This window comes from Hyalangium gracile (genome assembly GCF_020103725.1).
Taxonomy (GTDB): domain Bacteria; phylum Myxococcota; class Myxococcia; order Myxococcales; family Myxococcaceae; genus Hyalangium; species Hyalangium gracile.
The window spans coordinates 12,936-38,329 of record NZ_JAHXBG010000004.1; the positions used below are offsets into that span (position 1 = coordinate 12,936).

At 70.5% G+C, this 25,394-nt stretch carries 19 protein-coding genes; 9 read left to right on the plus strand and 10 right to left on the minus strand.

From position 1 onward, the window contains the following. Positions 1-52 precede the first annotated feature (52 nt). Together KY572_RS09070 and KY572_RS09075 are read right to left on the minus strand one after the other, a co-directional pair. The gene (locus tag KY572_RS09070; RefSeq protein ID WP_224242141.1) at positions 53-1,213 is read right to left on the minus strand and encodes an amidohydrolase family protein; all 1,161 of its coding nucleotides are present in this window, start codon (positions 1,211-1,213) and stop codon (positions 53-55) included. 11 nt (positions 1,214-1,224) lie between these two features. Then, the gene (locus KY572_RS09075) at positions 1,225-3,435 is read right to left on the minus strand and encodes a TOMM precursor leader peptide-binding protein (RefSeq protein WP_224242142.1); all 2,211 of its coding nucleotides are present in this window, start codon (positions 3,433-3,435) and stop codon (positions 1,225-1,227) included. A gap of 248 nt (positions 3,436-3,683) precedes the next feature. Between KY572_RS09075 and KY572_RS09080 the strand changes: the two genes are divergently transcribed. Together KY572_RS09080 and KY572_RS09085 are read left to right on the plus strand one after the other, a co-directional pair. Next, positions 3,684-4,028: a hypothetical protein gene (locus tag KY572_RS09080; protein ID WP_224242143.1), complete on the plus strand. Its 345-nt coding sequence runs from the start codon at positions 3,684-3,686 to the stop codon at positions 4,026-4,028. A 260-nt stretch (positions 4,029-4,288) separates the two neighbouring features. Continuing rightward, the gene (locus tag KY572_RS09085; RefSeq protein ID WP_224242144.1) at positions 4,289-5,578 is read left to right on the plus strand and encodes a SagB family peptide dehydrogenase; all 1,290 of its coding nucleotides are present in this window, start codon (positions 4,289-4,291) and stop codon (positions 5,576-5,578) included. Here the strand turns inward: KY572_RS09085 and kdsB are convergent. Further along, positions 5,568-6,317, minus strand: a complete 750-nt coding sequence (kdsB, locus tag KY572_RS09090; RefSeq protein ID WP_224242145.1) for a 3-deoxy-manno-octulosonate cytidylyltransferase — start codon at positions 6,315-6,317, stop codon at positions 5,568-5,570. The genes KY572_RS09085 and kdsB overlap by 11 nt on opposite strands. A gap of 94 nt (positions 6,318-6,411) precedes the next feature. Here kdsB and wecB point away from each other — a divergent pair, with 94 nt between their 5' ends. Continuing rightward, a complete protein-coding gene (wecB, locus tag KY572_RS09095; RefSeq protein WP_224242146.1) occupies positions 6,412-7,539 on the plus strand; it encodes a non-hydrolyzing UDP-N-acetylglucosamine 2-epimerase in 1,128 nt (375 codons plus the stop codon). 23 nt (positions 7,540-7,562) lie between these two features. Here wecB and KY572_RS09100 read toward each other — a convergent pair whose 3' ends face one another. Continuing rightward, on the minus strand, positions 7,563-9,650 hold the full coding sequence (locus KY572_RS09100) for a PAS domain-containing sensor histidine kinase (RefSeq protein WP_224242147.1): 2,088 nt from the start codon (positions 9,648-9,650) through the stop codon (positions 7,563-7,565). A gap of 218 nt (positions 9,651-9,868) precedes the next feature. Between KY572_RS09100 and KY572_RS09105 the strand changes: the two genes are divergently transcribed. The 3 genes from KY572_RS09105 to KY572_RS09115 are packed head-to-tail and all read left to right on the plus strand — an operon-like array spanning position 9,869 to position 13,486. Further along, entirely contained in the window at positions 9,869-10,903 is a 1,035-nt protein-coding gene (locus tag KY572_RS09105; RefSeq protein WP_224242148.1) for an RluA family pseudouridine synthase, read from the plus strand. Between the two features lie 57 nt (positions 10,904-10,960). Then, the gene (locus KY572_RS09110) at positions 10,961-11,953 is read left to right on the plus strand and encodes a sugar ABC transporter substrate-binding protein (RefSeq protein WP_224242149.1); all 993 of its coding nucleotides are present in this window, start codon (positions 10,961-10,963) and stop codon (positions 11,951-11,953) included. Positions 11,954-11,968: 15 nt separating this feature from the next. Beyond that, positions 11,969-13,486 (plus strand): sensor histidine kinase, encoded by a 1,518-nt coding sequence (locus tag KY572_RS09115; RefSeq protein WP_224242150.1) that lies wholly within the window; start codon positions 11,969-11,971, stop codon positions 13,484-13,486. On the opposite strand, the gene purF is transcribed toward KY572_RS09115, so the two are convergent. Then, positions 13,487-14,944, minus strand: coding sequence for an amidophosphoribosyltransferase (purF, locus tag KY572_RS09120; RefSeq protein WP_224242151.1), 1,458 nt, complete (start codon positions 14,942-14,944; stop codon positions 13,487-13,489). Between the two features lie 202 nt (positions 14,945-15,146). On the opposite strand from purF, the gene KY572_RS09125 reads away from it, so the two are divergent. Then, the gene (locus KY572_RS09125) at positions 15,147-16,457 is read left to right on the plus strand and encodes a hypothetical protein (RefSeq protein WP_224242152.1); all 1,311 of its coding nucleotides are present in this window, start codon (positions 15,147-15,149) and stop codon (positions 16,455-16,457) included. A gap of 194 nt (positions 16,458-16,651) precedes the next feature. Next, a complete protein-coding gene (locus KY572_RS09130) occupies positions 16,652-17,245 on the plus strand; it encodes a hypothetical protein (protein ID WP_224242153.1) in 594 nt (197 codons plus the stop codon). A 24-nt stretch (positions 17,246-17,269) separates the two neighbouring features. Here the strand turns inward: KY572_RS09130 and yhbY are convergent, their stop codons facing one another. From yhbY to KY572_RS09145, 3 genes are all read right to left on the minus strand, one after another. Continuing rightward, the gene (gene yhbY, locus KY572_RS09135; RefSeq protein WP_224242154.1) at positions 17,270-17,560 is read right to left on the minus strand and encodes a ribosome assembly RNA-binding protein YhbY; all 291 of its coding nucleotides are present in this window, start codon (positions 17,558-17,560) and stop codon (positions 17,270-17,272) included. Positions 17,561-17,617: 57 nt separating this feature from the next. Continuing rightward, positions 17,618-20,326: a DnaJ domain-containing protein gene (locus KY572_RS09140; protein WP_224242155.1), complete on the minus strand. Its 2,709-nt coding sequence runs from the start codon at positions 20,324-20,326 to the stop codon at positions 17,618-17,620. Between the two features lie 79 nt (positions 20,327-20,405). Continuing rightward, positions 20,406-21,023: a hypothetical protein gene (locus tag KY572_RS09145; protein WP_224242156.1), complete on the minus strand. Its 618-nt coding sequence runs from the start codon at positions 21,021-21,023 to the stop codon at positions 20,406-20,408. Between the two features lie 310 nt (positions 21,024-21,333). On the opposite strand from KY572_RS09145, the gene KY572_RS09150 reads away from it, so the two are divergent. Next, a complete protein-coding gene (locus KY572_RS09150) occupies positions 21,334-22,101 on the plus strand; it encodes a TSUP family transporter (RefSeq protein ID WP_224242157.1) in 768 nt (255 codons plus the stop codon). A gap of 10 nt (positions 22,102-22,111) precedes the next feature. Here KY572_RS09150 and KY572_RS09155 read toward each other — a convergent pair whose 3' ends face one another. Together KY572_RS09155 and KY572_RS09160 are read right to left on the minus strand one after the other, a co-directional pair. Beyond that, a complete protein-coding gene (locus KY572_RS09155) occupies positions 22,112-22,630 on the minus strand; it encodes a YfbM family protein (protein WP_224242158.1) in 519 nt (172 codons plus the stop codon). A gap of 76 nt (positions 22,631-22,706) precedes the next feature. Further along, the gene (locus KY572_RS09160) at positions 22,707-25,340 is read right to left on the minus strand and encodes a GAF domain-containing protein (RefSeq protein WP_224242159.1); all 2,634 of its coding nucleotides are present in this window, start codon (positions 25,338-25,340) and stop codon (positions 22,707-22,709) included. Between the last annotated feature and the right edge of the window lie 54 nt (positions 25,341-25,394).

The following is a 25,394-nucleotide window of genomic DNA, read 5'->3' on the forward strand; positions in this document are numbered from 1 at the left end:
AGCAGGGGGCTCCAGGAGACGGGAGCCCCCACACGCCCCGGGGCCGGCCTGCTCAGCCGGTCAGGCCGTAGTAGCGGGCCGGGTTCTCCCAGAGGATCTTCCGCATCGCCTCCTCGGGGACGGATGCGCGCAGGGCCATCAGGTGGTCCACGATGTCGTCCCCGTGGTCCGCGTGGGGATAGTCCGTGCCGAACAGGAGGTTGTCTGGGCCCAGGTGCCGGATGACGTCGGCGATGCCGGGCTCCTCGGGCTCGACGCCGATGAAGCACTGACGGCGGAAGTACTCCGAGGGCTTCATGCGGACGTTCTCCGCCACCTCGCCGGGCAGGAACTTGTAGCTGTTGTCCAGGCGCCACAGCCAGAAGGGCAGCCAGCCGCAGCCGGCCTCGAAGAAGCCCACGCGCAGGCGCGGGTGGCGCTCCAGCACGCCCCCCTCGATGAGGGTGAGGATGGCCAGCATCTGCTCCAGCGGGTGTGACGAGGCGTTGTGCGCGAAGCGCGTGGTGAAGCGGTCCGCGCCCGCCGTGGGCAGCCGCGCGTGCGTGCCCTCGTGGAGCGAGACGGCGATGGAGAGCCGCTCGCACGTCGTCCAGAAGGGCTCGTAGGCGGGGTGGGACAGCGTCCGTCCGCACACCGGGTTGGGAGGGATGACGACGGCCTTCCACCCGAAGCTGGCGATGCGCTCCACCTCTCCGGGCAGCGCCTCGGGCTCGTGCAGGCACAGGGCGCCCACGCCTCTGAGGCGCTCGGGAGCGGCGCGGCAGAAGTCCCTCAGCCAGTCGTTGTAGGCGCGCGCGAAGGCCGTGGCCCGCGCTGGCTCCATGCCGTCGATGCGCAGCAGGAACAGGCCGAACGAGGGATAGAGGAAGGCGACATCCAGGCCCGTCTGCTCCATGGACTGGAGGTGGTGCCTGGGGGTGACGCCGGGAGAGTAGGCCCCGGTCCGCTGGGCCAGGCCCCAGGCCACCTCCACCAATGCGCGCTCCGTCACCCCGTTCCACGCCGGCTTCCCGTCGAGCATCAGCGTGGGCGTGGCGGGCAGCATCCCCTTGGGACCCAGCCGCGCCACGCGCTGCTCCACCGTCTCGTCCGGAACGATGACCTGCTCGTACGGCGCACCGTCCCGGTACTGAGGGGGCAGGTACTCGCGCCACATCTCGATGGGCTCGAGGACATGGCGATCCGCATCCAGGATCCGAAGACCTTCACGCATGGGAGCAGCTCCTAGAGGAGGAAGGGGACAGGGTTGAGCTGCGCCTCGGTCAGCGGGCTGGAGCGCCAGCCCAGCTTCACCGGTACGTCATAGAGACGCCCGGGCGCGAAGCGCGGCCAGAAGTGGCGCAGCCCGGGCACGGAGACCTTCACCACGTGCAGGCCCACGTCCGGCCTCGTCATGTCCAGCACCAGCGTCTCCATCCCCAGGCGCTCCACCCGCGCCACGCACCCGCGCACGTCGTCGCGGATGTCCACCATGGGGGGCTTGGGGTAGTCGGCGGCCGTCCGCGGGGGCAGCGTCTCGTCCGGGTGGAGGAAGGATGCATCCTCCAGCTTGAAGTCCTGCCACGGGGACTTGTGGTTCTCGCTCGGATCGAAGATCTGGTTGAACTCGGTGATGGCGCGCTGGAGCGCGATGTGCGCGTCCAGGTGGGCGCCGAAGCCGATGCAGTACTGGCCGGTGCGGCTCGACATTCCCAGGGCGACGAAGGCGGGGATCTCCACGTCGTTGGTGAGATCCAACGCCCAGATGCGCCAGTGGTGGGCGCGGTAGTGCTCCTGCAGCGCCTGGAAGTAGGGATCGTTGAAGCTGTGGATGTCCACCCCGGGCCGGCGCAGGCGGTTGTACCACCAGATGCCCGCCGCATCCCGCTCGGCCAGCTCCAGGAAGCCCTGGAGGATGGCCTCCTCCAGGCAGTTGCCCGCCGCCGCGCCGTTGGAGTCCGCCGGGCTGAAGTTCTCCGAGGGAGCGGCCGGGTAGCGGTTGTAACAATAGGAGGTGGGCATGTACCGGCGGCGCTCGTGGGTGAGGGACCACACCGGCGTCCACTCCACCTCCAGGCGCTCGTCGAAGGGCACCGGGACGGTCATCCGCTCGCGCAGGTTCTTCGCGTTGTTGGCCTCGCGGTCCCGGTACTGTGCATCACTGAACAACAGCAGGTCTCGTGGATGATATGCGTCCGCGCCCAGCTCCGAGAGGCGGGCGCGGATGCGAGGCTCATCTCCTTGATAGAGCGAGCTCCAGCGCTCGATGCCCTCGCCGAGCGCGCTGGCGCGAGACTGGGCCGGGGTGCGGCCCTTGCCCAGGCTGATGGAGTGGAACTCGGAGAAGTAGGGCGTCTTCGAGGAGACGGGGCAGAAGAAGGTGGTGCCGAAGACGGGCCGCAGCGCGTGGCTGCGCGACTCGAGCGGCGCCAGCGTGGCGAGCACGCCGGTGATGGGGCTGATCTGCGGCTGGAGGCGCGCGAAGGTCTGCTCCGGCGTGACGGTGCGGAAGCCATTGTCCTCGGTGAAGCCCCGGGGGCGGGCCTCCAGCACCACGGGCTTGTCCGCGCGCTTCTTCAAGAGGTCCGGGTCGCCGCAGGCGGGGCACTGGGGCCGCCGCACCACGGCGTGCTCGGTGAGCTGGAAGCGCGGCAGTTCCAGCGCGAGCAGGGTGTGGCCCAGCGAGCCCTGCTGGTCCGCCGCGACCCACCGCGCCAGCGCCAGCGCGGCCAGGTGGAGCCCGGTCTGGCGGCTCGCGGGCAGCTCCGCGCGAGGCAGGGTCAGGGGTGTCACGAGTGACTTGTTCTCACGCAGGAACGTCTCCACGGGGCGATTGGCCCGCAGGCGCTGCGAGAGACAGGCCCAGCAAGGCCCTTCGCCGGGACGGAACACCGGGCCCATCCACGGCATGGCCCCCGAGGGCTTCACGAGGAACCAGGGCTCACGCCGCTCCAGCGCCCGGCGGTTGAGCTCCTCCAGCTCCGGCGCGAGGTAGTCGTCGACGAGGACCACCTGGAGCGATGCATTGTCTTTGACGGTGAGGCCTGCCCCGCGCAGGGCCTCGACGAGCGGCGCCGGGTCCAGTCCGCCCTGGGTCCGCACCGCCACAGGAGAGGCCTCGAGCCGCGCGGCCGCTTGAGCAGGATTCACTCCGAGTGCCTGCCAGAACGTCGCAATCTCGGAGGGCAGCGCCGAAGAGGCCTCGATGATGTGTCCCCTCTTCTCCAGGTTCGCCAGGGCGTAGAGCACCTCGGGCGCGGAGACCTGTCCTTCGAGGTCGGTGATGACCTGCTGGACGGAGCGGCGACCATCGAGCTTGCTGGCCACCAGCACCTGGCTGCGGCCCGTCAGCATGAACTGCTCGCGCTCTCCCAGGAGGAAGGCCCGCTCCGCGTCGAGCGCCTCCAGGCGGAGGTGGGCCTTGAACTGCATGACTCGGTTGAAGGGATCACTCATGGCTCATTCCGAAGGCTACCGCCTGCAAGCTTTTGACTCAGTTGGGTCGCCGTCGACCCCTGTATGTTGCATATGCAATGACTATTCATTCCGCTCGGAGAGGATTGATGCGAGAGATTGAATCCTCCACGTAGAGTGAAATCGAATATTCGAGAAAGGAATTAAGCAAACAGAGAGACTGCATGATAAACTAAATGCGCAGCCGTGAGCAGTTCAACCCCTCGGCTGCGCAGAAAAGTGAGGAAACCATGATCACTACCAACAATGCCGCGAGCTCCATCCATCAGTTCGGAAAGATCTGGCCTCAGTGTATCGCGCGTGCCTGGCAGGACGCGGAGTTCCGTGAGGCGCTGAAGCGCGACCCCTCGGGGACGATCCGTGAGTCCTTCCAGTTCAGCTTCCCGGAAGGCGTCCAGGTGGAGGTGCTCGAGGGCAGCGAGACGGTGCAGGCCGCTCCGGCGAACACCCTGCGCATGGTCATCCCGCCCGCTCCGGCCATGGACCTGAATGAGGTGGCGCTCACGGACGTGGAGAAGGGCATGATGAACGCCTGTCCGTTCTCCCAGTTCTCGCACTTCTCCTTCACCAGCTGAGAGCGCGGTCCGGCATCCTCAGGATGTAGACGAGACCATCTGGCCTGGCGCTGTCCTCCCCTCAGCCCCCTCCCGCAGCGCCTCTCTCGCCTCGGTCCGTCGAAACTCCTGGCCCCCGCTTCGTCGCAGCCTCGAAGGCAGTCATGGCCATTCGCGAGACGCTGTCCCTTGCGCCTGGGCTTTCCCTGGCGCACACCGCCGACGGCCGGCGGGCGGTAACCGGGCGCCTCAGCCTGATACTTCCTCCTGTATCACCAGGTGTGACAGCGGTACTGGACGCCCTGGCGGCGGGCGGACAAACCCTGGACGAGCTGGCGGAGCTCGCGGGACATGGCGGATTGACTGACGCCGCCCACTTTCATTCCTTGTTGGCAGCCTTGCGCGCGCACGGCGCCGTGGCTCGCAGCCTCCACCTCGATGGAGTGCTCATCGCCCGGCTGTCACCGGAGGGCACTGTGTCCAACCGGGGCTCGCCCCGCGCGGATGCGCGCTACCAGCTCTCTCGCTTCGCCTTCAGTCGCAGGGTGGATGAGGGCTCCATGCTGGAGACGCCCCTGTCCCTGTCGAGGGTGTGGATGCCCACCTGGCACGGGCCGGCGCTGCTGGGTGCCCTGAGCACCTCCCGAAACTCCGTGGAATTCGCGAAAGTGATTCCAGGTATTCCTGGCGAGCTGACGTCTGTCTTCCTGCGCATGCTGCTGGAGGCCGGCGTCCTGGTGGAGGTGGGGGCGGAGGGCGCTCCCATTGAGCCCGAAGCGCTCGTTCCCTGGGAGTTTCATGATTTGCTGTTTCACGGCTGGACGCGCTGGGGCCGGCACGAGACAGGCTACGGCGGCGCCACGTTCCGATTTCGCGGAAAGCGGCCACAGCCGGGAAGGAAGCCGCCACCCTCCGGTGAGCCGCTCCGGCTGGAGCGGCCGGACCTGAGCGCCGTCGTGCAACGAGACGCTCCATTTACCGAGGTGCTGGAGCGCCGCCGGACGGTTCGCAATCAAGGTGAGCGTCCGGTGACGCGCGCCGCGCTGGGGGAGCTGCTCTACCGCGCCGTGGGCCTGAGACATGCGGACCTGGCGGACCGGGACCAGAAGGAGGCACGTCCCTATCCCTCCGGCGGCGCCATCTATGAGACCGAGGTGTATGTCCTTGTCCATCGGTGTGAGGGATTGGAACCCGGGCTGTACGCCTATCGGCTCGAGGAGCACGCCCTCTACCGCGTGCAGGCGCGGCCGGAGCAGCTGGAGCGGATGCTGAAGCTCGCCGCCGCGGGGATGATTCGCACCGTCTACCCGCAGGTGGTGGTGGTGCTGACCGCCTGCTTCGAGCGCATGACGTGGAAGTACGAGACCATGGCCTACGCGGCGATGCTCAAGCACGTGGGGGTGATCTTCCAGACGCTGTACCTGGTGGCCACCGCCATGGGGCTGGCGCCCTGCGCGCTGGGCAGCGGTGCCGCGGACCTGTTCGCTCGCGCCACGGGGATCGATCCGCTCGTGGAGGGCTCCGTGGGCGAGTTCGCGCTGGGGACGCGGGCCGACGCGGTCAGCCCTTGAGCCGGCTGCGCAGCACGGCCTCCACGCGGGCCACGTCCTCGGGCACGTCCACCGCGACTGTGCTCCAGTGAACCTGTCCGCAGCGGATGCGCAGGCCGTGCTCCAGCGCGCGGAGCTGCTCCAGCTTCTCGGCCTCCTCCAGCGGCGTGGGCGGCAGCGAGGCCAGCTTCAGCAGCGTCTCATGCCGGTAGCCATACAGGCCGATGTGGGCCCAGCGCCGCACACTGCCTTCATGGCCCGCCTCTCGGATGAAGGGCAGGGCGGCCCGGCTGAAGTAGAGCGCGTCCCCGTTCACCGCGAGCACCGCCTTCACCACATTGGGGTTGGGCACCTCCACCGCCTCCAGGGGGCGCACCAGGGTCCCCATGCCCACGTCGGGGTCCGTGAAGAGGTCCGCCAGCACCTTCAGGGCCGCGGGATCCAGCAGGGGCTCGTCGCCCTGGACGTTCACCCACACGTCCACGCCCGGGCGGCTGCGCGCTACCTCCGCCACGCGGTCGGTTCCCGTGGCGCACGAGGGGCTCGTCATCACCGCCGTGCCTCCGAAGAGGGCCACCGCGTCGCGGATGCGCTCGTCATCGGTGGCCACCAGCACCTCGTCGAAGGCCTCGGCCTCCTGGCAGCGGCGCCAGACGTGCTCCACCATGGGAGTGCCGGCGATGAGGGCGAGCGGCTTGCCAGGGAAGCGGGTGCTGGCATGGCGGGCGGGGATGACGGCGACGGTCCGGGGAGAGGCCATGGCCCGCCCGTCTATCAGATTCAGGACGTCCCGCCCGCGCTGTAGTGGCCCGGACACTGGCCACCGGACAGACCGTGCCTAGCTTCCCCAGGCCATGAAGAAGGTCCTCCACATCGTCGGCGCGCGCCCCAACTTCATGAAGGCCGCGCCCATCCACAAGGCCATCGCCGAGCGCGGCCGGCTCGCCCAGGTCCTCGTCCACACCGGCCAGCACTATGACGTGAAGATGAGTGACGTCTTCTTCACGGATCTCGGCATGGCGGCGCCGGACGTGTACCTGGGCATCGGCTCGGGCAGCCACGCCGAGCAGACCGCACGCACCATGATCGAGCTCGAGAAGGTCTTCCTGCGCGAGAAGCCGGACCTCGTCTCGGTGGTGGGCGACGTCAACAGCACCCTTGCCGGCGCCCTGGTGGCCTCGAAGATGGGCATCCGCATCTCCCACGTGGAGGCGGGCCTGCGCAGCTTCGATCCGCGCATGCCGGAGGAGATCAACCGCGTCGTCACCGACCGGCTGGCGGACCTGCTGCTCACGCCGTCGCAGGACGGCGACGCCAACCTCCTCAAGGAGGGCGTGGACCCGTCGCGCATCCACTTCGTGGGCAACGTGATGATCGACTCGCTGCTGGCCTCCAAGGCCCGGGCCGAGAAGCTGTCCACGCTGTCCGAGCTGGGGCTCACGCCCGGCGGCTACGCGGTGTGCACGCTGCACCGCGCCTCCAACGTGGATGACCCGAAGGTGCTCGGCGGGCTGCTGTCCGCGCTCGCCCACGTCTCCAACCGCGTGCCCGTCATCTTCCCGGTGCACCCGCGCACGCGGAAGATGCTGGCGGACCACGGGCTGAGCGGCATGCTCGAGCGCTCGCCGGGGCTGCGCCTGGTGGAGCCCATGGGCTACCTGGAGTTCCTCGCGCTCACCTCGCAGGCCCGGCTCATCCTCACCGACTCGGGCGGGCTGCAGGAGGAGTCCACCGCGCTGGGCGTGCCGTGCCTCACGCTGCGCGAGAACACCGAGCGTCCCATCACCGTGGAGCAGGGCACCAACCTCATCGTCGGCACCGACCCGGTGCGCATCAGCCAGGAGGCGGATCGCGCGCTCGACGGACAGGGCAAGAAGGGCCGCGTGCCCGCCCTGTGGGATGGCCGCACCGCCCAGCGCATCGCCGAGCTGTACGAGCGCGTGCTGGGTGAGGGCAGCGGGGACCTGCGCGCCTCCGCCTGAGCGGGCGCCAGGCCGCGCCCGCGTCACTCCGAGGGCTTGGGGAGCTTCCCGCCCTCGAAGGGCAGATAGACGGTGAAGGTGCTGCCCTGGCCGGGCTCGCTGCGGACCTCGATGCGCCCGCCGTGGCGGGTGATGATGTCACGGCTGATGGACAGCCCCAGCCCCGTGCCCTGGCCTCGGGGCTTGGTGGTGAAGAACGGCGTGAAGAGCCGGGCGAGCGTCTCCGGCGTCATCCCCTTGCCCGTGTCGGAGATCTCCACCACCGCCTCGTGCTCCCGCCGCCAGGTGCGGACGCGGATCTCTCCCTGCGTCTCGATGGCCTGGGCCGCGTTGACGAGCAGGTTGGTGAAGACCTGGGTGATCTGCGTGGGGTAGCAGGTGACGGGCGGCAGCGTCCCGAAGTCGCGCTTCACCTCGCACTTGTACTTCAGCTCGTTCCACACCATGCGCAGCGTGGACTCCAGCTCTCCGTTCAGGTCCACCTCTTGAGGGCGGTCCTCGTCCTCTCGCGCGAACGAGCGCAGGCTCTGGACGATCTCCTTGATGCGCCGCGTGCCCGTGAGGGACTCGTGGAGGACCTCGGGCAGCTCCGCGAGCAGGTACTCCACGTCCGCGCGCTCCCACAGCGCCCGCAGGCGCGAGAGCTGGTCCGCCGACAGCACCCGGTCCTCGGCGCCAGCCCCCTCGAGCAGCTCGCGCTGCAGCTCCAGCAGGGGGCGCAGCTCGGCGAGCTGCTGCTCGAGCAGCCGGAGGTTGCTCGTCACATAGCTCACGGGGTTGTTGATCTCGTGGGCGATGCCCGCCGCGAGCTGCCCCAGCGAGGCCAGCTTCTCGGCTCGGACGAGCTGGACCTGGCGCTCCTCCACCAGCTTGCGCTCGGAGATGTTTCGCACGATGCAGACGGCCTCGTCCGGGCCGCCGCGGACCACCCGCGCCTCGTACCGCCGCACCTGCTTGTCCATGGCCTCCAGGTCGTACTCGTAGACGGCCAGGGTCCCTTCGCGGATGACGCGCTGGACCTTCTCGAGCGTCAGCTCGATGAAGGACCGGGGCAGCGGCAGGTCCTGGATCTTCTTGCCCAGGAAGGCCTCCGGCGGCAGCGCCGTCGGCTCCGGCGTTCCTTCGTTCCAGTCGACGAGGGTGCCGTCGAGGCGGATGCGGAAGAGCAGGTCCGGGATGGTGCGGATAAGCGCGCTCAGCCGCGCCTCGCTGTTCTTCCGGGCGGTGATGTCCACGTCGGTGCCCATGATGCGCACCGGCTTGCCCTGCTCGTCGCGCGCCACGATTCGGGCCCGGCTCAGGATCCAGGCCCACTCGCCACTCTTGTGCCGCGCCCGATAGGCGAACTCGAAGTAGGGAGAGATGCCCTCCAGGTGCGCGAGGACGTGCTGGCGGACCTCGGGCAGATCCTCCGGATGGCACAGCCGCTGCCACTGCGAGACCCTGGGCTTCAGCTCCTCCTCGGAGTACCCCAGCAGCGCCCGCCAGCGGCGGCTGAAGCGCAGCTCCCCGGTGGGGAGCTTCCAGTCCCACAGGGCATCCTCCACGCTCGTGAGCGCCTGCTTCAGCTCCTCCAGCTTCGCCTGCTCGAGGCGGTGCGCCTCGTCCCGGGCCCGGCGTTGCTGCTCGCGACGCCAGGAGAGCAGGAGGTTGGCCCCCGCCGTCAGCGCGGCCGGGAGGAGGGGAAATCGCTCGGCATCCGGAGCACCCTGGAGGTGGGTGAGGCCCAGCAGGCCCAGGGGCTCACCCTGGCTGACGAGCGGCAGGAGCCAGAGGCTGTCGGGCGCCGGCGCGCCTGGAACGGGTGGAGCGTCGAGGAGGGCCGCGAGCCCGCTGGAGGAGACGGGCTGTCCCCTCGAGATGGCGTCGTCCAGGAGGGAGCGCAGGCTGGGGTGTGAGGACAGCTCGCCCAGGCGCTCCCTCCAGGTCGGCGGGCTGCTGACGAGGAGCGGGAAGCGGAGGCCCGTCTCCCGTGCCGGCCGCACCTCCGCGAGAAAGCCGTGCGCGCCGCCTGTGTGCTCGAGGAGCAGCCCGAGAAACCTGTCGAGCAGGGGCAGCGTGGCGCCGCCTCGAATGAGCTCCGACTGAATCTCGAGGAGTGCGTGCAACACGCCAGGGCTTTCCCGATGCGGACGTCGGGTTCGCTGGCAGGATAACAGAGCGCTGGATCCGGCCTGAATGCTAAATGGATCATGTCTCGCACGGGGAGGTGCTGATCCTTCGGGAAGCTCCGCCAGGGGGCCAGGCCGTCCCTCCGTTGGTTGGAGGGGAGGTGGGCGCATGTACCAGCGCGGACCGTGCTCCTCATGCTAGGAGACATGCGGCTGGCATGAGCGAGACGAGAGCCGACAGTCCCCCAGCGCCTCCTTCCTCCCGCGAGGCGTCCGAGGGCTACATCGACATCGAGTATGTCGTGGAGCCCAACTACGCGGGGTGGCGCCTGGAGCGCTATCTCGGCGAGAAGATCCGCCGGCTGCCGCGCAACCGCATCCTGGGCATCATCCAGCGCGGCCTCATCTGCGAGCACCGGCTCAAGCCGTCCACGCTCGTCTACCCGGGCCTCACCTTCGTCATCCGCCGCCGCGTCACCGACGAGCCGGACTTCCCCACGGAGGTGCCCGTCGTGTTCCAGGATGACTGGCTCCTGGTGCTCGACAAGCCCGCGGGCCTGCCCATCCACCCCACCGCGCGCTACCAGAATGGCACCCTGGTCTCGCTGCTGCGAGAGCGCTTCGGGGAGCGCTTCGCGGAGCCCGCCCACCGGCTGGATCGCGAGACCAGTGGCCTGGTCGTCTGCGGGCGAAGCACCGAGTCCTGTCGCGTGCTGGGCCGCCTCTTCCTCTCGCGCGACGTCCACAAGGAGTACCTCGCCATCTGCGAGGGCCAACCTGCCGAGGACACCTTCGTCGTGGACGCGCCCATCGCCGAGGGCACCGAGCTGATCCGGATCGCCGTCCGCATCGATGCCGTGGAGGGCAAGCAGAGCCGCACCCGCTTCCAGGTGGTCCAGCGCTTCACCCGTGACGGCGAGCCGTTCGCCCTGCTGCGCTGCTACCCGGAGACGGGGCGCCAGCATCAGATTCGCATCCACCTGCAGGCGGCGGGCTTCCCCCTGGTGGGGGACAAGATGTACGGCCCGGACCCCGGCTACTTCGACCGCTTCAGCAAGCACTGCCTGGAGCCCGAGGCCTGGGTGCGTCTGCGCCTGCCCCGCCACGCCCTTCACGCCGCGCACATCTCCTTTACCCACCCTGGGTCACGGCAGACCGTCCGCTTCGATGCTCCGCTGCCGGCGGATCTCGTCGACTTCATCGACGGAAGGCCCGTGGCGATGGGGCCGGGCACCGCCGTCAGCGCGGCGTGATTTCGACTAGACTCGGCCACCTCGGGATGGAAGGGCGCGTCCCCGGAAGGCTGCCGCATGAGTACTCGCTTCAGGACTGGGATGGTGGTGCTGGCCGCGCTGGTGGCCGTCGGGGCAGGGCTGGGAGTGACGCTGATGAAGCGGGGGGACTCCCCGTCGGGCTCCCGGGCCTCGGCCTCCGAGGAGGAGAAGCGCCCCTGGCTGGTCGGCCTGTCGCTCCACATGACGACGGACGACTACGGCGTCTACATGAGCAGGGCCTTCCAGGAGACGCTCGAGGCCGCCAGGGTCGACTCCGTCATCACCGACGCCCGGCACGATGGCCAGAGGCAGCGGGAGGACATCGAGCGGCACATCGCCCGGCGCGTCGATGCGCTGGTGATCGTCCCCACCGATGACCAGCTCATCACCCAGGAGACCAACAAGGCGGCGGACCTGCGCATCCCCATCGTCGCCGTCACCGCGATGCCCGGCTCGCGCGTCACCACCACCATCCTGGGGCGCGACCGCGACAATGGCTTCGATGCCGGGACGATCCTGGCGCGCAAGCTCGGCGGCCAGGGGAAGATCATGGTGCTCAACACGCCGACGGACCTCACCCGGCTCACCTTGCGTCATGAGGGCTTCCAGGACGCCATCCGGGGCACCGGGCTTCAGATCGTCGCCACCAGGCGGGATGTCTCCAAGGAGGGGTGCATGGCGGCGGTGGAGGAGGTACTGCGCGAGCACCCCGACCTGAAGGGCATCTACGCCCCCTTCGGCACCGCGCTCATCGGGGCCGCCTCGGCCGTCCGCGCCCGCGACCGCAAGGACATCGTCATCACCGGCATCGATGCGGACTTCGAGGTGCTGAGGCTCATCCAGGAGGGATGGGTGGAGGCCACGCTCGCGCAGTACCCGAGCGAGCACGGCCGCCTGGCCGCCCAGGCCGCCCTGCGCATCCTCCGGGGCGAGCCGCCCCTGCCCTCCGTGGATGCGCCGTTCAAGGTCGTCACGCGCGAGAACGCCGCGGCCATGGCTCGGGAGCTCTGGGAGCGCGAGCTTCCCTGAGGCCCCGCTCGCGCCATGAGGATCTCGCGCAAGACCGCCCTGCTGTCCTCGCTCGCCCTGCTGCTCGTCCTGGGCGGGGTGGCGCTCTATTCGTTCCTCCGCCTGCGCGAGGCCATGAACCGGCTGGATGTCATCGTCCGCGAGGTGCTCGTGGCCAGCGAGGCGAGCGATGAGGCCGATCAGCTGCTGCGGCACGTCACCGACTCCATCGTGGCGCGGGATGACGCGAGCCGGGCCCGGGTGAACCGCACCCTGTCGACCATCCATGGGCTGCTCGAGACCTTCGGCAAGGATGCCCAGGCCCAGGAGGCCAACCGACGCCTGGAGCCCCTGCGGCGCATGGCGCTCACCTGCAACGAGCACAGCGAGCGCATCTTCCGGCTCGCCCGGGATGGCCGCATCCCCGAGGCCGTCGTCGAGAAGGCCGCGCTGGAGCGGACCGCCCGGTTCATGAAGGAGGACATCAACCACCTGGTCGCCGGAGAGCTCATCCACTATCGCGGCATCCGCGCCGAGCTCAGCCAGCAGGCGGCGCGGATGGCGCTGCTCATCGTCGGGGCCACCGGCGCCATCCTGCTGGCGAGCATCCTGCTCGTGGGCTTCGCCTACACGGACGAGCTGCGCAAGCGCGAGCAGCTCAACGCCGAGCTGGAGGAGCGCGTCCGCGCGCGCAGCCGGGAGCTGGAGCTGACCCAGCGTCAGCTCGTGGAGGCGGCCCACCTGGCGGGCCGGGCCGAGGTGGCCGCCAGCGTGCTGCACAACGTGGGCAACGTCCTCAACAGCCTGAACATCAACACCCACCAGAGCGCGGAGGACTTGAGGCGCCTGGCGCTCGGCAGGGTGTCCCGCACCGGCGAGCTCCTGGCCCAGCACCGCGAGGAGCCCCAGTGGCTGCGAGAGGATCCGCGCGGGAAGATGGTCCCCGACTTCCTCCAGCGCCTGGGGCAGGAGCTGGAGAAGGAGCGCGATCGCCTCGTCGCCCAGCAGCTGGAGACGCTCGAGCACGTCGAGCACATCAAGCAGATCATCGCCATGCAGAACGCCTACGCCGGCCGGCAGCGGCTGGTGGAGCAGCTGCCCCTCACCGAGCTCGTCGAGCTGGCGCTGCGCATCAACCAGGCCGCGCTGAAGAAGTACGCCGTGGAGGTGGTGAGGCGCTTCGACACGCTGCCCGAGGTGCTGGTGGAGAAGCACAAGGTGCTGCAGATCCTCGTGAACCTCATCTCCAACGCCCAGCGGGCGCTGGTGGAGGGGCGCGAGACGGAGCGGCGGCTCGTCCTGCACCTGGGCCGGGGCAAGCCGGACCACTGGCGCATCGAGGTGGAGGACAACGGGATGGGCATCACCCCGGAGAACCTCGAGAAGCTCTTCCACTTCGGCTTCACGACGCGCAAGGACGGGCACGGCATCGGGCTGCACTCGTGCGCCCTGGCCGCGCAGGAGATGGGCGGCACGCTCGTGGCTCGCTCCGCGGGCGCGGGGCAGGGGGCGAGCTTCATCCTCGAGGTGCCGCTGGAGCACCCCTCCGGCTGACTAGGCGCTCAAGGGCCGCGTGGGCACCACCGGGCCCGTGGCCACCGCGGACTCGGCGACCGCCGCCTCGGACGTGTGCTGCTCCCTGGCGCTCTGGGCCGTCGCCTCCGGGCTCAGCTCGCCGGCCAGGTACTTCCCCGAGAAGCACGCCGTGCAGAAGGTGCCGCGCTCCGGGTCGCCCAGCGCCTTGCCAAGGCCCTCCAGCGACAGGTAGCCCAGCGTGTCCGCCGTCACGTAGCGGGCGATCTCGTCCGTCGTGTGGCTGGAGGCGATGAGCTCCTGCCGGCTCGGCGTGTCGATGCCGTAGTAGCAGGGCCAGCTCGTCGGCGGAGACGAGATGCGCAGGTGCACCTCCACCGCGCCGGCCGCCTTCAGCATCTTGACGATCTTCCGGCTCGTCGTGCCCCGGACGATGGAGTCATCCACCACCACCACCCGCTTGCCCTTGAGCACCTGCCGCACCGCCGACAGCTTCAGCTTCACCCCGAAGTGACGGATGGACTGCTGCGGCTCGATGAACGTGCGCCCCACGTAGTGGCTGCGGATGAGCCCCACGTCATACGGGATGCCGCTCACCTGCGAGAAGCCGATGGCCGCCGGCACGCCCGAGTCCGGCACGGCGATGACCAGGTCCGCCGCCGGCGCGGGCTGCTCGCGCGCAAGCTGGCGCCCCAGCTCCTTGCGCGACTCGTACACGCTGGTGCCGAACAGCACCGAGTCCGGCTTGGCGAAGTACACGTGCTCGAAGATGCAGCGGCCCAGCCGCGTCGGCGCGAAGGGCTGCAGCGTCCGCATGCCCTGCGCGTCGATGACCACCATCTCGCCGGCCTCGAGCTCGCGGATGTACTCCGCTTCAATCAAGTCCAGCGCCGTCGTCTCGCTGGCCAGCACGTAGCTGTTGCGCAGCCGCCCCAGCACCAGCGGCCGGAAGCCGTAGGGGTCCCTCACCGCCACCAGCTGCTGCTGGGTGAGGAAGAGCAGGCTGTAGGCCCCCTTCACCTTGCCCAGCGCCTCGATGACCTTCTTCTCGAAGGTGGGCTGCCGCGAGCGGGCGATGAGGTGGATGACGACCTCGGTGTCCGAGTCCGACTGGAAGATGGCCCCGTCCGCCTCGAGCGAGGAGCGCAGCTCGCGGGCGTTCACCAGGTTGCCGTTGTGCGCGACGGCCAGCTGCCCGCCGGCATACTCCACCGACAGCGGCTGTGCGTTCTTCAGCTGGCTGACGCCCGCCGTGGAGTAGCGCACGTGGCCAATCGCGGAGCTGCCCGGCAGCTTCTCCAGCACGGGCTCGGTGAAGATGTCCGCCACCAGCCCCATGGACCGGAAGGCCCGCAGGTGGTTGCCGTCCGTGGCGACGATGCCCGCGGACTCCTGCCCGCGGTGCTGCAGGGCGTGCAGCCCCAGGTAGGTCAGGTTGGAAGCCTCAGGATGGCCTGTGATTCCGAAGATGCCGCACATGGTGGCGCCTTATCCCCTTTTGCTTCGCTTAGAGGAACAGGAACCCGTGCTCCTCTGCCTGGTATTCCACCCGCCGCCAGGGTCGGGACGTGTGGGCAGGGGCTCGGCTCCCAAGGGCAGGCGGGCAGGAGAGGGCCCGCGAGTCCACTCCATGACAGCAATACCCCCGGCCCCGAGCATGAACAGCTAGGCTGGTCCTCTTATGGCGACGCGACGCCGCTCCCTGCGCTCCCTGCTCCCCTTCGCGCTCCTGACGGCGGGCGCGGCGTATGCCCTGGCCTCGTGGAACTGGTGCGGCCGCTGGGAGGAGAGCGCCCCGGTGCTGCGCGGCCAGGTGAAGGCCGAGGGCCCGCTGCGGGCCGGCGCCGCGAAGGTGGCGATGGTGCCTCCCTTCCCCATCGTCGTCGCCGGCTACCCGCCGCCGCGCCCCGAGGCCTCCCAGGCCAACCCGCCGCTCCATGCCCGCGCCATCGTCCTTCAGGCGGGAGAGGCGCGCGTGGGGCTCGTCTCCCTGGAGCTGCTGCTCGTCACGGCGCCCATGGTGGAGCAGATCCGCGCGGCGGCCTCGGACCTGGGGCTCCACGGTGTGCTCGTGTTCGCCTCGCACACGCACTCGTCCTTCGGCGGGTATGACGCGCGCGTGGTGTCCCAGCTCGTGGGCACCGGCCGCTACCGCGAGGACTCCGTGGGCGTCATCGTCTCCGCGGCCAGCCAGGCGCTCCACCAGGCCGCCGCCGCGCTCGGGGAGGTCTCCCTGGAGGTGGGCGAGGCCTCCGACGCCGGCTTCGTCTACTCGCGCACCGGCGGCGAGGCCCCCGACGGTGCGCTCACCCGCGCCGTCTTCCGAGGCGCCGCGGGCCCCGTCGCCGAGCTGCTCTTCTTCTCCGCGCACCCCACGCTGGTGCCCCGGCAGCGCGAGTACGTGGACCCCGACTACCCCGGCCGCCTCAGCGAGCTGCGCGAGGCCCAGGGCGGCGTGGTGCTCGTGCTCCAGGGCGCGGTGGGCAATGCCTCCGTGGCCTTCAATGAAGGGCAGGGCGTGGAGCGCGCCGCCGGCTTCGCGCAGGCGCTGTCGGGGCTCGTGGACAAGGCCGCGCCGACGGCCACGCCTGGACCGACACGGCTGGCGCTGGCTCGCGCGGAGGTGGCGCTGCCCCGGCCGGATGCCTCGCGGCTGGTGCCCTCGCTCACTCGCGCCGCGGGTGACAACTTCCTGTGCTACTCCGCCGCGCGCACGGCGGAGGTGAGCGCGCTCGCGCTTGGGCCCCTGGAGCTGCTCACCGTCCCAGGCGAGCCCACCATGGGCGCGGGGCTGGTGCTGGCCCGGCGCTCCGGCGCCACGCGCGTGCTCGGGCTCGCCTCCGATTATCTGGGGTACGTGGAGACGCCGGAGCTGGTGGCCCAGGCCGCGGGGGAGTCCAAGCGCCAGTACTACGGGCCCGCGCTGCTGGAGCGCCTGAGTGGCGCGGCCCAGGTCGCCTCCGCGGCCGCCGGGTTCACCCCTCAGCCGTGAGTCGTACCTGCGTCTTTCACGGACTGACCTCGTAAAAGAGCAGCCACACCGCAACCCGAACACTGTCGCCACCGCGCTGCGGAGAGGCGTCCCCATCCCACCTGTTCGAGGAAGCATCGAGGTGCTGCAATAGAGGGAAAGAACGGAAAGCAGTCGCCGATGCATCGACGCCTTCAGGGGGGGCATCCATGCGCATGAGCGTTCCAGGTCATTCGGGGATCGAGGTCACGGGGAGGGTCATCCCCGCTGCGCTCGAGGCTTTTGGAGAGTTCACCATCCTGGCCGGGCAGATGTTGATGGCCAACGGGGTCGGCCGGCCCGACAAGAGTGGCTTCATCCGAGTGGATACCGAGGCCTGGTATCCGCTCGATGGCTATTTGAAGACGTACAAGGAGATCGAGCAGCAGCTGGGCACGCGCATGGTGCGCAAGCTGGGCGTGGCCAAGGCGCGCTATGCGCTGTTCCCGCCCACGCTGGTGGACATAACCACGGCCATGCAGGCCATGGACGTGAGCTTCCACATGAACCACCGCCAGCACGGGCGCCTCATGTTCGACGCGGTGACGGGCGTCATGCTGGAGGGCATCGGGCACTACCACTGCCACCAGACCTCGGGACAGCGGCGCATCGTCATGCGCTGCGACAGCGCGTACCCCTGCGCCTTCGACGAGGGCATCCTCGAGGCGACGGCCCGGCGCTTCGTGCCGACCGCGATGCTGGAGCACGACACCCCCAGCACCTGTCGGAACAAGGGCTCCACGGCGTGCACCTACGCCATCACCTGGTAGTCGCCCGGCGCCCGGAGGGCCTGCTCAGAGGTCGTCGAACTCCGAGTCCTTCTTGCGCTTCTTGAAGAGCAGCGCCGTGCGGCCTAGCAGCTGGACCAGCTCCGAGCCGGTGCCCTCCGCCATCTTCGCGGCGGCCTCCTGGCGCGTCTCGGGGCCCTCGTTGATCTTCACCTTGATGAGCTCGTGGTCCTCGAGCGCCTGGTTCAGGGCGCCCAGGATGCCCTCGGTGACGCCGGACTGTCCGACGATGACCACGGGCTCCTTGTGATGGCCCAGCGCGCGCAGGGCGCGGCGTTGCTTCCCGGTAAGCGGCACGTCTCCTCCTCGAAAAGTGGCGGGGGCGCCTCCCGGCGGCCCCGTGGAGGGCGCACCCTACTTCTTCTGGGCCGCCATGCGGATCTCTCGCTGCGCGTCGATGTGGTCTGGCTGAATCTCCACCGTCCGCTTGAAGTGCTTGAGCGACCCCGAGGCGTCCCCCAGCGTCTTGGCGATGACACCCAGGAAGTAGTGCCCGGCGGCGCAGCGCTCGTTCTTCTTGAGGGCGGCCATGATGTCCCGGAACGCCTCGGCCTGGGCGGCCTTCTTGTCCGGGGCGGCACAGAAGCGGGCGTAGGCGCGCCAGACGTGGAACTCGGCCTCCTCGGCGTTGAGCTGGATGGCCTCGTCGAAGATCGTCACGGCCTCGGCGTACTTGCGCGCCTTCATGAAGACGATGCCCCGCTTGAAGCGCTCCTCCGCCTGGAGGATGGCCACCACGTCCACCTCTTCCTTGCCGGTGTCTCCCGACTTGAGCAGCTCGATGTAGTCCTTGCGGGTCTTCTCGTCCGTGAGCGTCCGGTAGGCGTCGCCGATGTAGCCGAAGATCTCGGCCTTCAGCCGCTCCAGCTCCGGCGGCGCGCCGGGCGGCAGCGTGTCCGGGTGGTACAGCCTGGCCAGCTTGAAGTAGGCGATCTTCACCGCGCCGGCCTCCGTCTGCTCCGTGAGGCCCAGCCGCTCGAAGTGGTTCTGCCCCTTGAGCGTCGCGGCGGTCTGCCGGAGCGCTGGCATTTCCTCCGCGCCAGGGCCCGTGGCGGGTGCGGCGGACGCGGGGGCGCTCGAGGCCGGGGCCGCGGGCTTGGGGGCGGCGGCAGCAGGAACCGCGGCCGCGGCGGATGCCGAGGGATTCACCGTCGGAACGGCGGTCCGAGAGGCCGCGGCAGGGGGCGCGGCCGGATTGGGGGCGGCGGGACGGGCGGCAGCGGCGGCAGGGGCCGGGTTGGGAGCGGCGGGCCTGGGGGCGGCGGCGGCGGGTGCCGGGGGATTCACCGTCGGAATGGCGGTCCGGGAAGCCGCGGCGGGGGGCGCGGCCGGGTTGGGAGCGGCGGGCCTGGGCGCGGCGGCGGCGGGTGCCGAGGGATTCACCGTCGGAATGGCGGTCCGGGAGGCCGCGGCGGGGGGCGCGGCCGGGTTGGGGGCGGCGGGCCTGGGCGCGGCGGCGGGAGGCGGCTGAGGCGCTGCCGCCTTCGGCTCGGGGGCGCGCTGGGCGACGGCGGCGAAGGAGACGGCCTCGAGCTCCTTCAGGAGGAACGCGAGCCGCAGGATGTAGTCAGTGTCCTGCGGGAAGTCCGCGAGCAGCTGCGAGAGGGAGCGCACGCCGTCGATGACGGTGAGCACGCGCACCTCGTGCGGCGTGAGGCGCAGGTCGCTCGTGGCGACGATGCCCTCGGACTTCATGATGGGCAGGTTCAGCACGGGCTGCAGGCGCCGCCGCAGGTCCACCGAGGGGATGCGGCGGATCTGATCGCTCAGCACCGCCCACTTGTTGCCCAGCGGCATCGCCTTCGCCGCCGGGAGATCCCGAGCCTCGTAGGTGAAGGTGCCGGACTCGGCGCGCAGGCCCTTGAGGAGGATGGAGAGCGCGCGCTGGGAGAGGTGGTTGAAGGCGGTGGACGGCTGCAGCAGCCCCAGGCCGAACAGGGCCGCGAGGATCTCCCCGCCGAAGCGCGGGCGAGCGGCCTCGGCCTGCTGGAACTGCTCGGCGGTGAGCAGCCGCGCCTGGGTCAGCAGCGCGCCCAGTCCATCCTCGGGGTGCGACGAGTCGATGAACTCGGGGCTGCCCTTGCGGAAGTGGAGCTGGATGGCGCGGTCCGCCAGCGTCAGGGTGAGCAGGCCCGTGAGGGTGCCCGCGGCGATGCGGCCATAGAGGGCGACGGGAGAGTGCTGCTCGAGCGAGCCCTGCGCGGGAGGCGCCAGGGGCGCGCTCACCGAGGCGAAGGTGCCCGAGGGCGACACCACCGGCGGAGGCTTCGGCGCGTCGCTCCCGGGCGCGGCCACGGAGGCGAAGGTGCCAGAGGGGTTGGCGCCTGGAGGAGCTCTTGGGGCGCTCGCCGCGGGTGCGGCTCCGGGAGCCGACGGCACGGCCGGAACGGTCCCGGACGCCGGAGCAACGGGACGGGCCCCGGCCGCCGCGGGCGCGACGGCGCGGAAGGAGCCCGAAGGGTTGACGGGCATGGCGCCGGGGGGGCCCGCGGCGGGGCGAGCTCCGGGACCGGCCACGGGCGCGCCGGGAGGAGCCACTGCTCCCGGGCCCGGCCTGGGCACTCCGGCCGGGGCGCCGGCACCCGCCATGGGGGCCTGGCCTCGCGGCATCGCGCCGGGAGCCGCCGCCACGGCGGCCTGGACTCCTGGGCCCGGTCTGGGCGCGGCGGCCTGGGCGACGGCACCGGGGCCTGGCCTGGGCGCGGCGGCCTGGGCGATGGCACCCGGGCCCGCCATGGGGCTGGCGCCGGGGGCGTGCGGAGCCGGGGCACCAGGTGGGACAGGAGCGCCGGGACCCATCATCTCCGGGGGCAGCTCCGCCCGAGCCACCTGAACCGTCTCGCCCGGGGCAATCACGTCTCCCCACAGCTCGCGAGGGAAGGCATCGCGCAGGTGTGGGAAGCGGCCCGGGAAGGCGAAGTGGAGCCCGTCCTCGGACACCTGGACCCGACCCTGGATGACGCCGTTATCGAGGAGCAGCTCGATGGTCGTCAGGGTCAGCGGGCCCCAGATGGTGCCCTTGTCGTTGCGGACGAAGTACTGCCGGACCTCACCCTCCGCCATGCGCCGTCTCGCTCCTTATAGGGGTGGAACCCTACCGCCCCCGCCCGGCCGAACCAAGCAAGCCGAAGGGTACTCCGGCTCAGGGCCGGCCGCCCTCCAGCGTCGCCAGTCCGAGCAGGGCCAGGCACGAGGCCTCCGCCTGGAGCGTAGTCGGCGGGTCGAAGCAGCGCACCTCGCTGTCGAACACCTTGCAGATGCCCTTGGGCGTCGAGGCGCAGAGCACCCGGCCGTACGAGGAGGCGCACCCATAGCCGCAGACGGCCTGGCCCTCGCTGGTCTTGCACTGGGGGGGAGGGAGCGAGCGGCCGAAGGCGCAGATGGCCTCGGGCTTGGGATCGAAGCAGGTGACGCGGCCGCTCTCCGTCTTGCACACACCGAAGGGGGTGGCGGCGCACTTCACGCCCTCCGAGCCGGCCGCGCACTTGTAGCCGCACGCGAAGTCCATGCCCTGGGTGCGGCACTCCATCTTGGGCGTCTCGCGGCCGTAGATGGCGAACACCGAGGCGGGAGGATCGAAACACTCCACTTCGTCCCCTCGGCCCCGACACACCCCGGCCGGAGAGCGTGCGCACTTCATCTTCCCGAAGTACGTGGTGCAGGAGTAGCCGCACGCCACCTCTCCCTCGGCGGCCTTGCACTCGGGCTCCGGCAGCGAGCCGCCATAGGCCCGGATGACGTAGGCGGGGGGTCGAAGCACACCACCTGCCCATCCTTCACCTGACAGATGCCCTGGGGCGTCTGGGCGCAGCGCACGCGCAGTCCATCCGACTTGCACGCGTAGCCGCAGGCGATCTGCCCGTCGATGGAGCGACAGCCGGGCTCGGAGGGGTTCTGCGACGGCGCCTGCGCGAGCAGCACGAGCACCAGGGGAAGGAGGGGGGCGGACACGGGAGGGGACCTCGGAGGGAAGCGTTGTCGGGATTGACGCTCAGGTTGGCCCGGTGCGCAAGCAAGCCGCCGGTGGGCGTGTTAGGGGGAGCGCCGCCCGCCCGGAGGAGGGTCCTGCCTTGGACGTTACCGGCCTCGAACTCGCCCTGTTGTGCCTGGCTGCCTTGTGTGCCGGCTGCGTGGACGCCATCGCGGGAGGAGGGGGGCTCATCACCCTGCCCATGCTGCTGGCCACCGGGCTGCCCCCGCACGTAGCGCTGGGCACCAACAAGGGCCAGTCCGTCTTCGGGGCCTGCGCGGCGCTGGTGCGCTTCACTCGCGCGGGGCTGGTGAGCGGGAAGCTGGCGGCGGTGAGCTTCCCGCTGGGGCTGCTCGGCGCGTTCGCCGGAGCGCGGTTGGTGCTGTGGGTGAAGCCGGAGGTGCTCAAGCCGCTGGTGCTCGTGCTGCTCGTCGCCGTGGCCGCCTTCCTGGCCTTCCGCAGGGGGCCTCCGCCGGGAGAGCGGCCCGAGCCACCCCTGGCGAAGCTGCGACTGCTCGGGGGCGCGGCGGCGTTCCTCATCGGCGCCTATGACGGCTTCTTCGGCCCGGGCACTGGCACCTTCCTCATCGTGGCCTTCTCCTCCCTGCTGGGCCACGGGCTGATGCGCGCGTCCGCGGACGCCAAGGTGGTCAACTTCGCCTCCAACATCGCCTCGGTGGTGCTCTTCGCCTGGAAGGGCGTGGTGCTGTGGCACGTGGCCCTGCCCATGGCCGTGGCCCAGTTCACCGGCGCGTGGATCGGCGCCCACCTCACCGTGAAGGGCGGGGACAAGCTGGTGCGCAAGGTGGTGCTCGTCGTGGTGACGGCGCTCGTGCTGAAGCTGGGGCGCGACGTGCTGATGGGGTGAGCGGCCCGCCTCAGCCGATGTGCACCAGCAGCGCGTGCCCGCGCTGCGCCACCTGGCTGACGAACTTCCGCAGCTCCGCGAAGTAGCTGATCAGCTCCTCCAGGGGATCCACGTCGTCGGCCGGCTCCTCCTCCCAGAGCCCCGGGTAGATGTCCTGCTCCTGCAGCTTCGCCGGATCGAAGCGGCGCCGCAGCGTGTCCTGCGAGAGGCCATGGAGCGCCTCGGAGAGCTTCTTCACCTCGGCGGGCTTGAAGACGCGCGCGGTGCCTTCATCCGAGGGGATGTCACCCACGTCCTCGCCGCCGCGCACGAGGAAGTCCAGCGGCGCGGCGCCCTCCCAGGCCGTCCCCGTCAGCAGGTACTGGAGCCCGTGCCACGTCTCTCCGATGTCGAGCTCGAGGAACCTCGCGCCCTCCGGGTCCCCGAAGTCCTCCTCGTCATCCAGGAAGTCCTGCAGTCGCTCCGGCGCCTTCAGTAGCGTCTGGCGCTGGGACTCCGTCGCGCTGCGCAGCGTGCAGAGCATCTCCATCGTTGGCTCCTGGCTCCCGTGAGACTGCCGGCCACCGCCGCATCCTCCAATCCGCTCCCGGCAGGTCAAGCCTTTTTCAGCGCGGCGAGCGGCGGGAGTCCTCCAGCACGCGGGTCAACGTGGCGAGCAGGGTGCTCAGGTCCACCGGCTTGACCAGGTGGGCGTCGAACCTCGCCTCGCGTGAGCGGGCGTGGTCGTGCTCCTGTCCATAGCCCGTCAGTGCGATGAGGCCGAGCGGCTGGCCCGAGCGCTGCGCCCGGAGCTGGCGCCCCAGCTCGTAGCCGTCCATCACCGGCAGGCCGAGATCGCAGATGGCGACCTCCGGGAGGAACGACTTCGCCTCGCGCAGCGCCTCCGCGGGATCGAAGGTGGCGCGAGCCTCATAGCCCAGCAGGCCCAGCGCCTCGGTGAGCGCCTCGGCGGCCTCCCGGTTGTCGTCGACGACCAGGAGCCGGGCGCGGTACTTGCTGGCCTCGAGCGGCGGGCGCTCCTCGGGCTGCGCGGGGGGCTGCGCGGCCTCCTGGAGCGGGAGCCGGACCGTGAACTCGCTGCCCTTGCCCATGCCCGCGCTGGCCGCTTCGACCCGGCCCCCGTGCAGCTCCACCAGGTTCTTCACCAGCGCCAGTCCGATGCCGAGCCCTCCCTGCTGGCGCTCGGCGGTCTGCGGGCCCTGGACGAACAGCTCGAACACCCGGGCGAGCAGCGAGCGCTCGATGCCGCGCCCGTTGTCCCGGATGCGCACGACGATGCCGTCGGGCTCGCGCTCCGCCACCAGCTCGATGTTTCCACCGCTGTCCGTGTAGCGCGCGGCGTTCGAGAGGAGGTTGGAGAAGACCTGCGCCAGCCGGTGGCGATCGCCGCTCAGTCGCAGCCCCACCCGAGGCACCTCCACGCGCAGCGTGTGCCGCTTCTCCTCGAGCAGGGGGCTGACCATCTCGATGGAGCGTGTGACGACGGTCGACAGCTCCAGCGGCTCGCGGTCGAGCTGGATCTTCCCTCGGGTGATGCGCGCCACGTCGAGCAGGTCATTCACCAGCCGCTGGAGCTGGTCCATCTGCCGCTCGATGACCTGGCGCTCGCGCCGGAAGACGACGTCGCCGGCGCGCAGCCGCATGAGCTCCAGGGCCGTGCGGATGGGGGCGAGGGGGTTGCGCAGCTCGTGGCTGAGCATCGCCAGGAACTCGTCCTTGCGGCGGTCGGCCTCGAGCGCCATCTGGTGCAGCTGCGCGTTCTCGATGGCGACCGCGGCCCGCTCGGCGATGGCCGTCACCAGCGTCAGGTCCTCCTGGGTGTAGGACCGGCCGAAGTCGTCCCGGGCCGCGAGCGCCAGGACGCCGATCACCCGCTCACCGCGCAGCAGCGGGACGGTGAGCGCGCTGCGCATGCCGACCTGCTGGATGAAGTCCACGTACGGATGGCCCGGCGGCAGGCGCCGCGCGACGGTGCTTGGGTAGTCCTCGAAGAGGTACCCCTGGCCCGTCCGGAACGTCTGGGCCAGCGGGTGGTCCGCGTCCTGGGGGAAGCGCGCCGCGCGGAACTCCGCCATCGTCCTCGCGGTCTGCTCGTCCCGGGCGGCTTCCGCCACCCGCTCGAGCCTGCCCTCGGGAGAGACGAGCGAGACCGAGGACATGTCCGCGAGCGTGGGCACGAGGAGCCTGACCAGCTGGTCGAGCGTCCGGGCGAAGTCCAGCGACGAGGACAGGATGCGGGAGGTCTCCGCGAGCAGGTGGAGGCGATCGGCCTGGCGTCGGGCCTCTTCCGCGGCGGCCTTCGCCTCGCGCAGGGCCTGCTCGCGCTCGGCGCTCTGGCGGACGCGCTCGGCGAACTGTCCCATCTGGCGCCCGAGCGCCTCGAAGACTTCCCGGGGCTCCTCCTCCTCGGTGAAGGTGGAGGTGCGGAAGAACTCCATGACGCCGATGAACTGCCCGCCAATCTCGATGGGGAAGGCGCCCCCCGAGCACAGGCCGGCCTGCTCCGCCGCCTGCCGCCGGCGGAACATGACCTCGATGCTCAGCTCCGGCACGAACACGGGCCGTCGGCTCCGCCACACGCTCCCGGGCAGCCCCTCGCCGAGGTGGAACGAGAGCTCGGCGCTGCGACGGGTGAAGGCATCCGCGCCGCCCGGCGAGGTGCTGTGGAAGGCCTGGAGCCGCAGGGAGGCGCTGTCGGGAGAGAGGCTCCACAGCTGCCCCACCTGGCAGCTCATCCCCGCGCAGATGGTGCGCAGGCACTCCGGGAGGGCCGCGTCCAGCGTCGTGGCATCGGCCAGCAGCCGGGCGATCTCGAGCTGCAGCGCGTGCTGTCGCGCGAGCTGTCGCCACTGCGACACATCCGAGACGAGGGAGAGGCAGAACGTCCGCCCATCTGGCAGCTCGACGAGGTGGGCCCAGAGCTGGACGTCGATGAGGCCCCGGTTCCGGGTCTGCCGGCGCGTGTCCACCCCGCGAATGTCGCCGCGCGCGAAGATTCTCTGGAGGTTGGCGACGAACTCCTCGCGGCGGTCGACGGGGATGGCCGGAAGGAACTGGCCGAGCACCTCTTCCGAGCTCCAGCCGAAGATGCGCTCCGCGGCGGGGTTCCAGAACTTCACGTGGCCCTGGGCGTCCAGCAGCATGATGGCCAGCGGACAGGCCCGGGCGATGGCGTCGAAGGTCTCCCGGGACAGGGGTAGCGCGGCCGCGACGGCCTCGACGATGGGTTGAACGGTCAAAGGAGAAGGAGCAGTCACGTGACGTCGCTGGAGGTGTATGTATCGCCTCCAGGC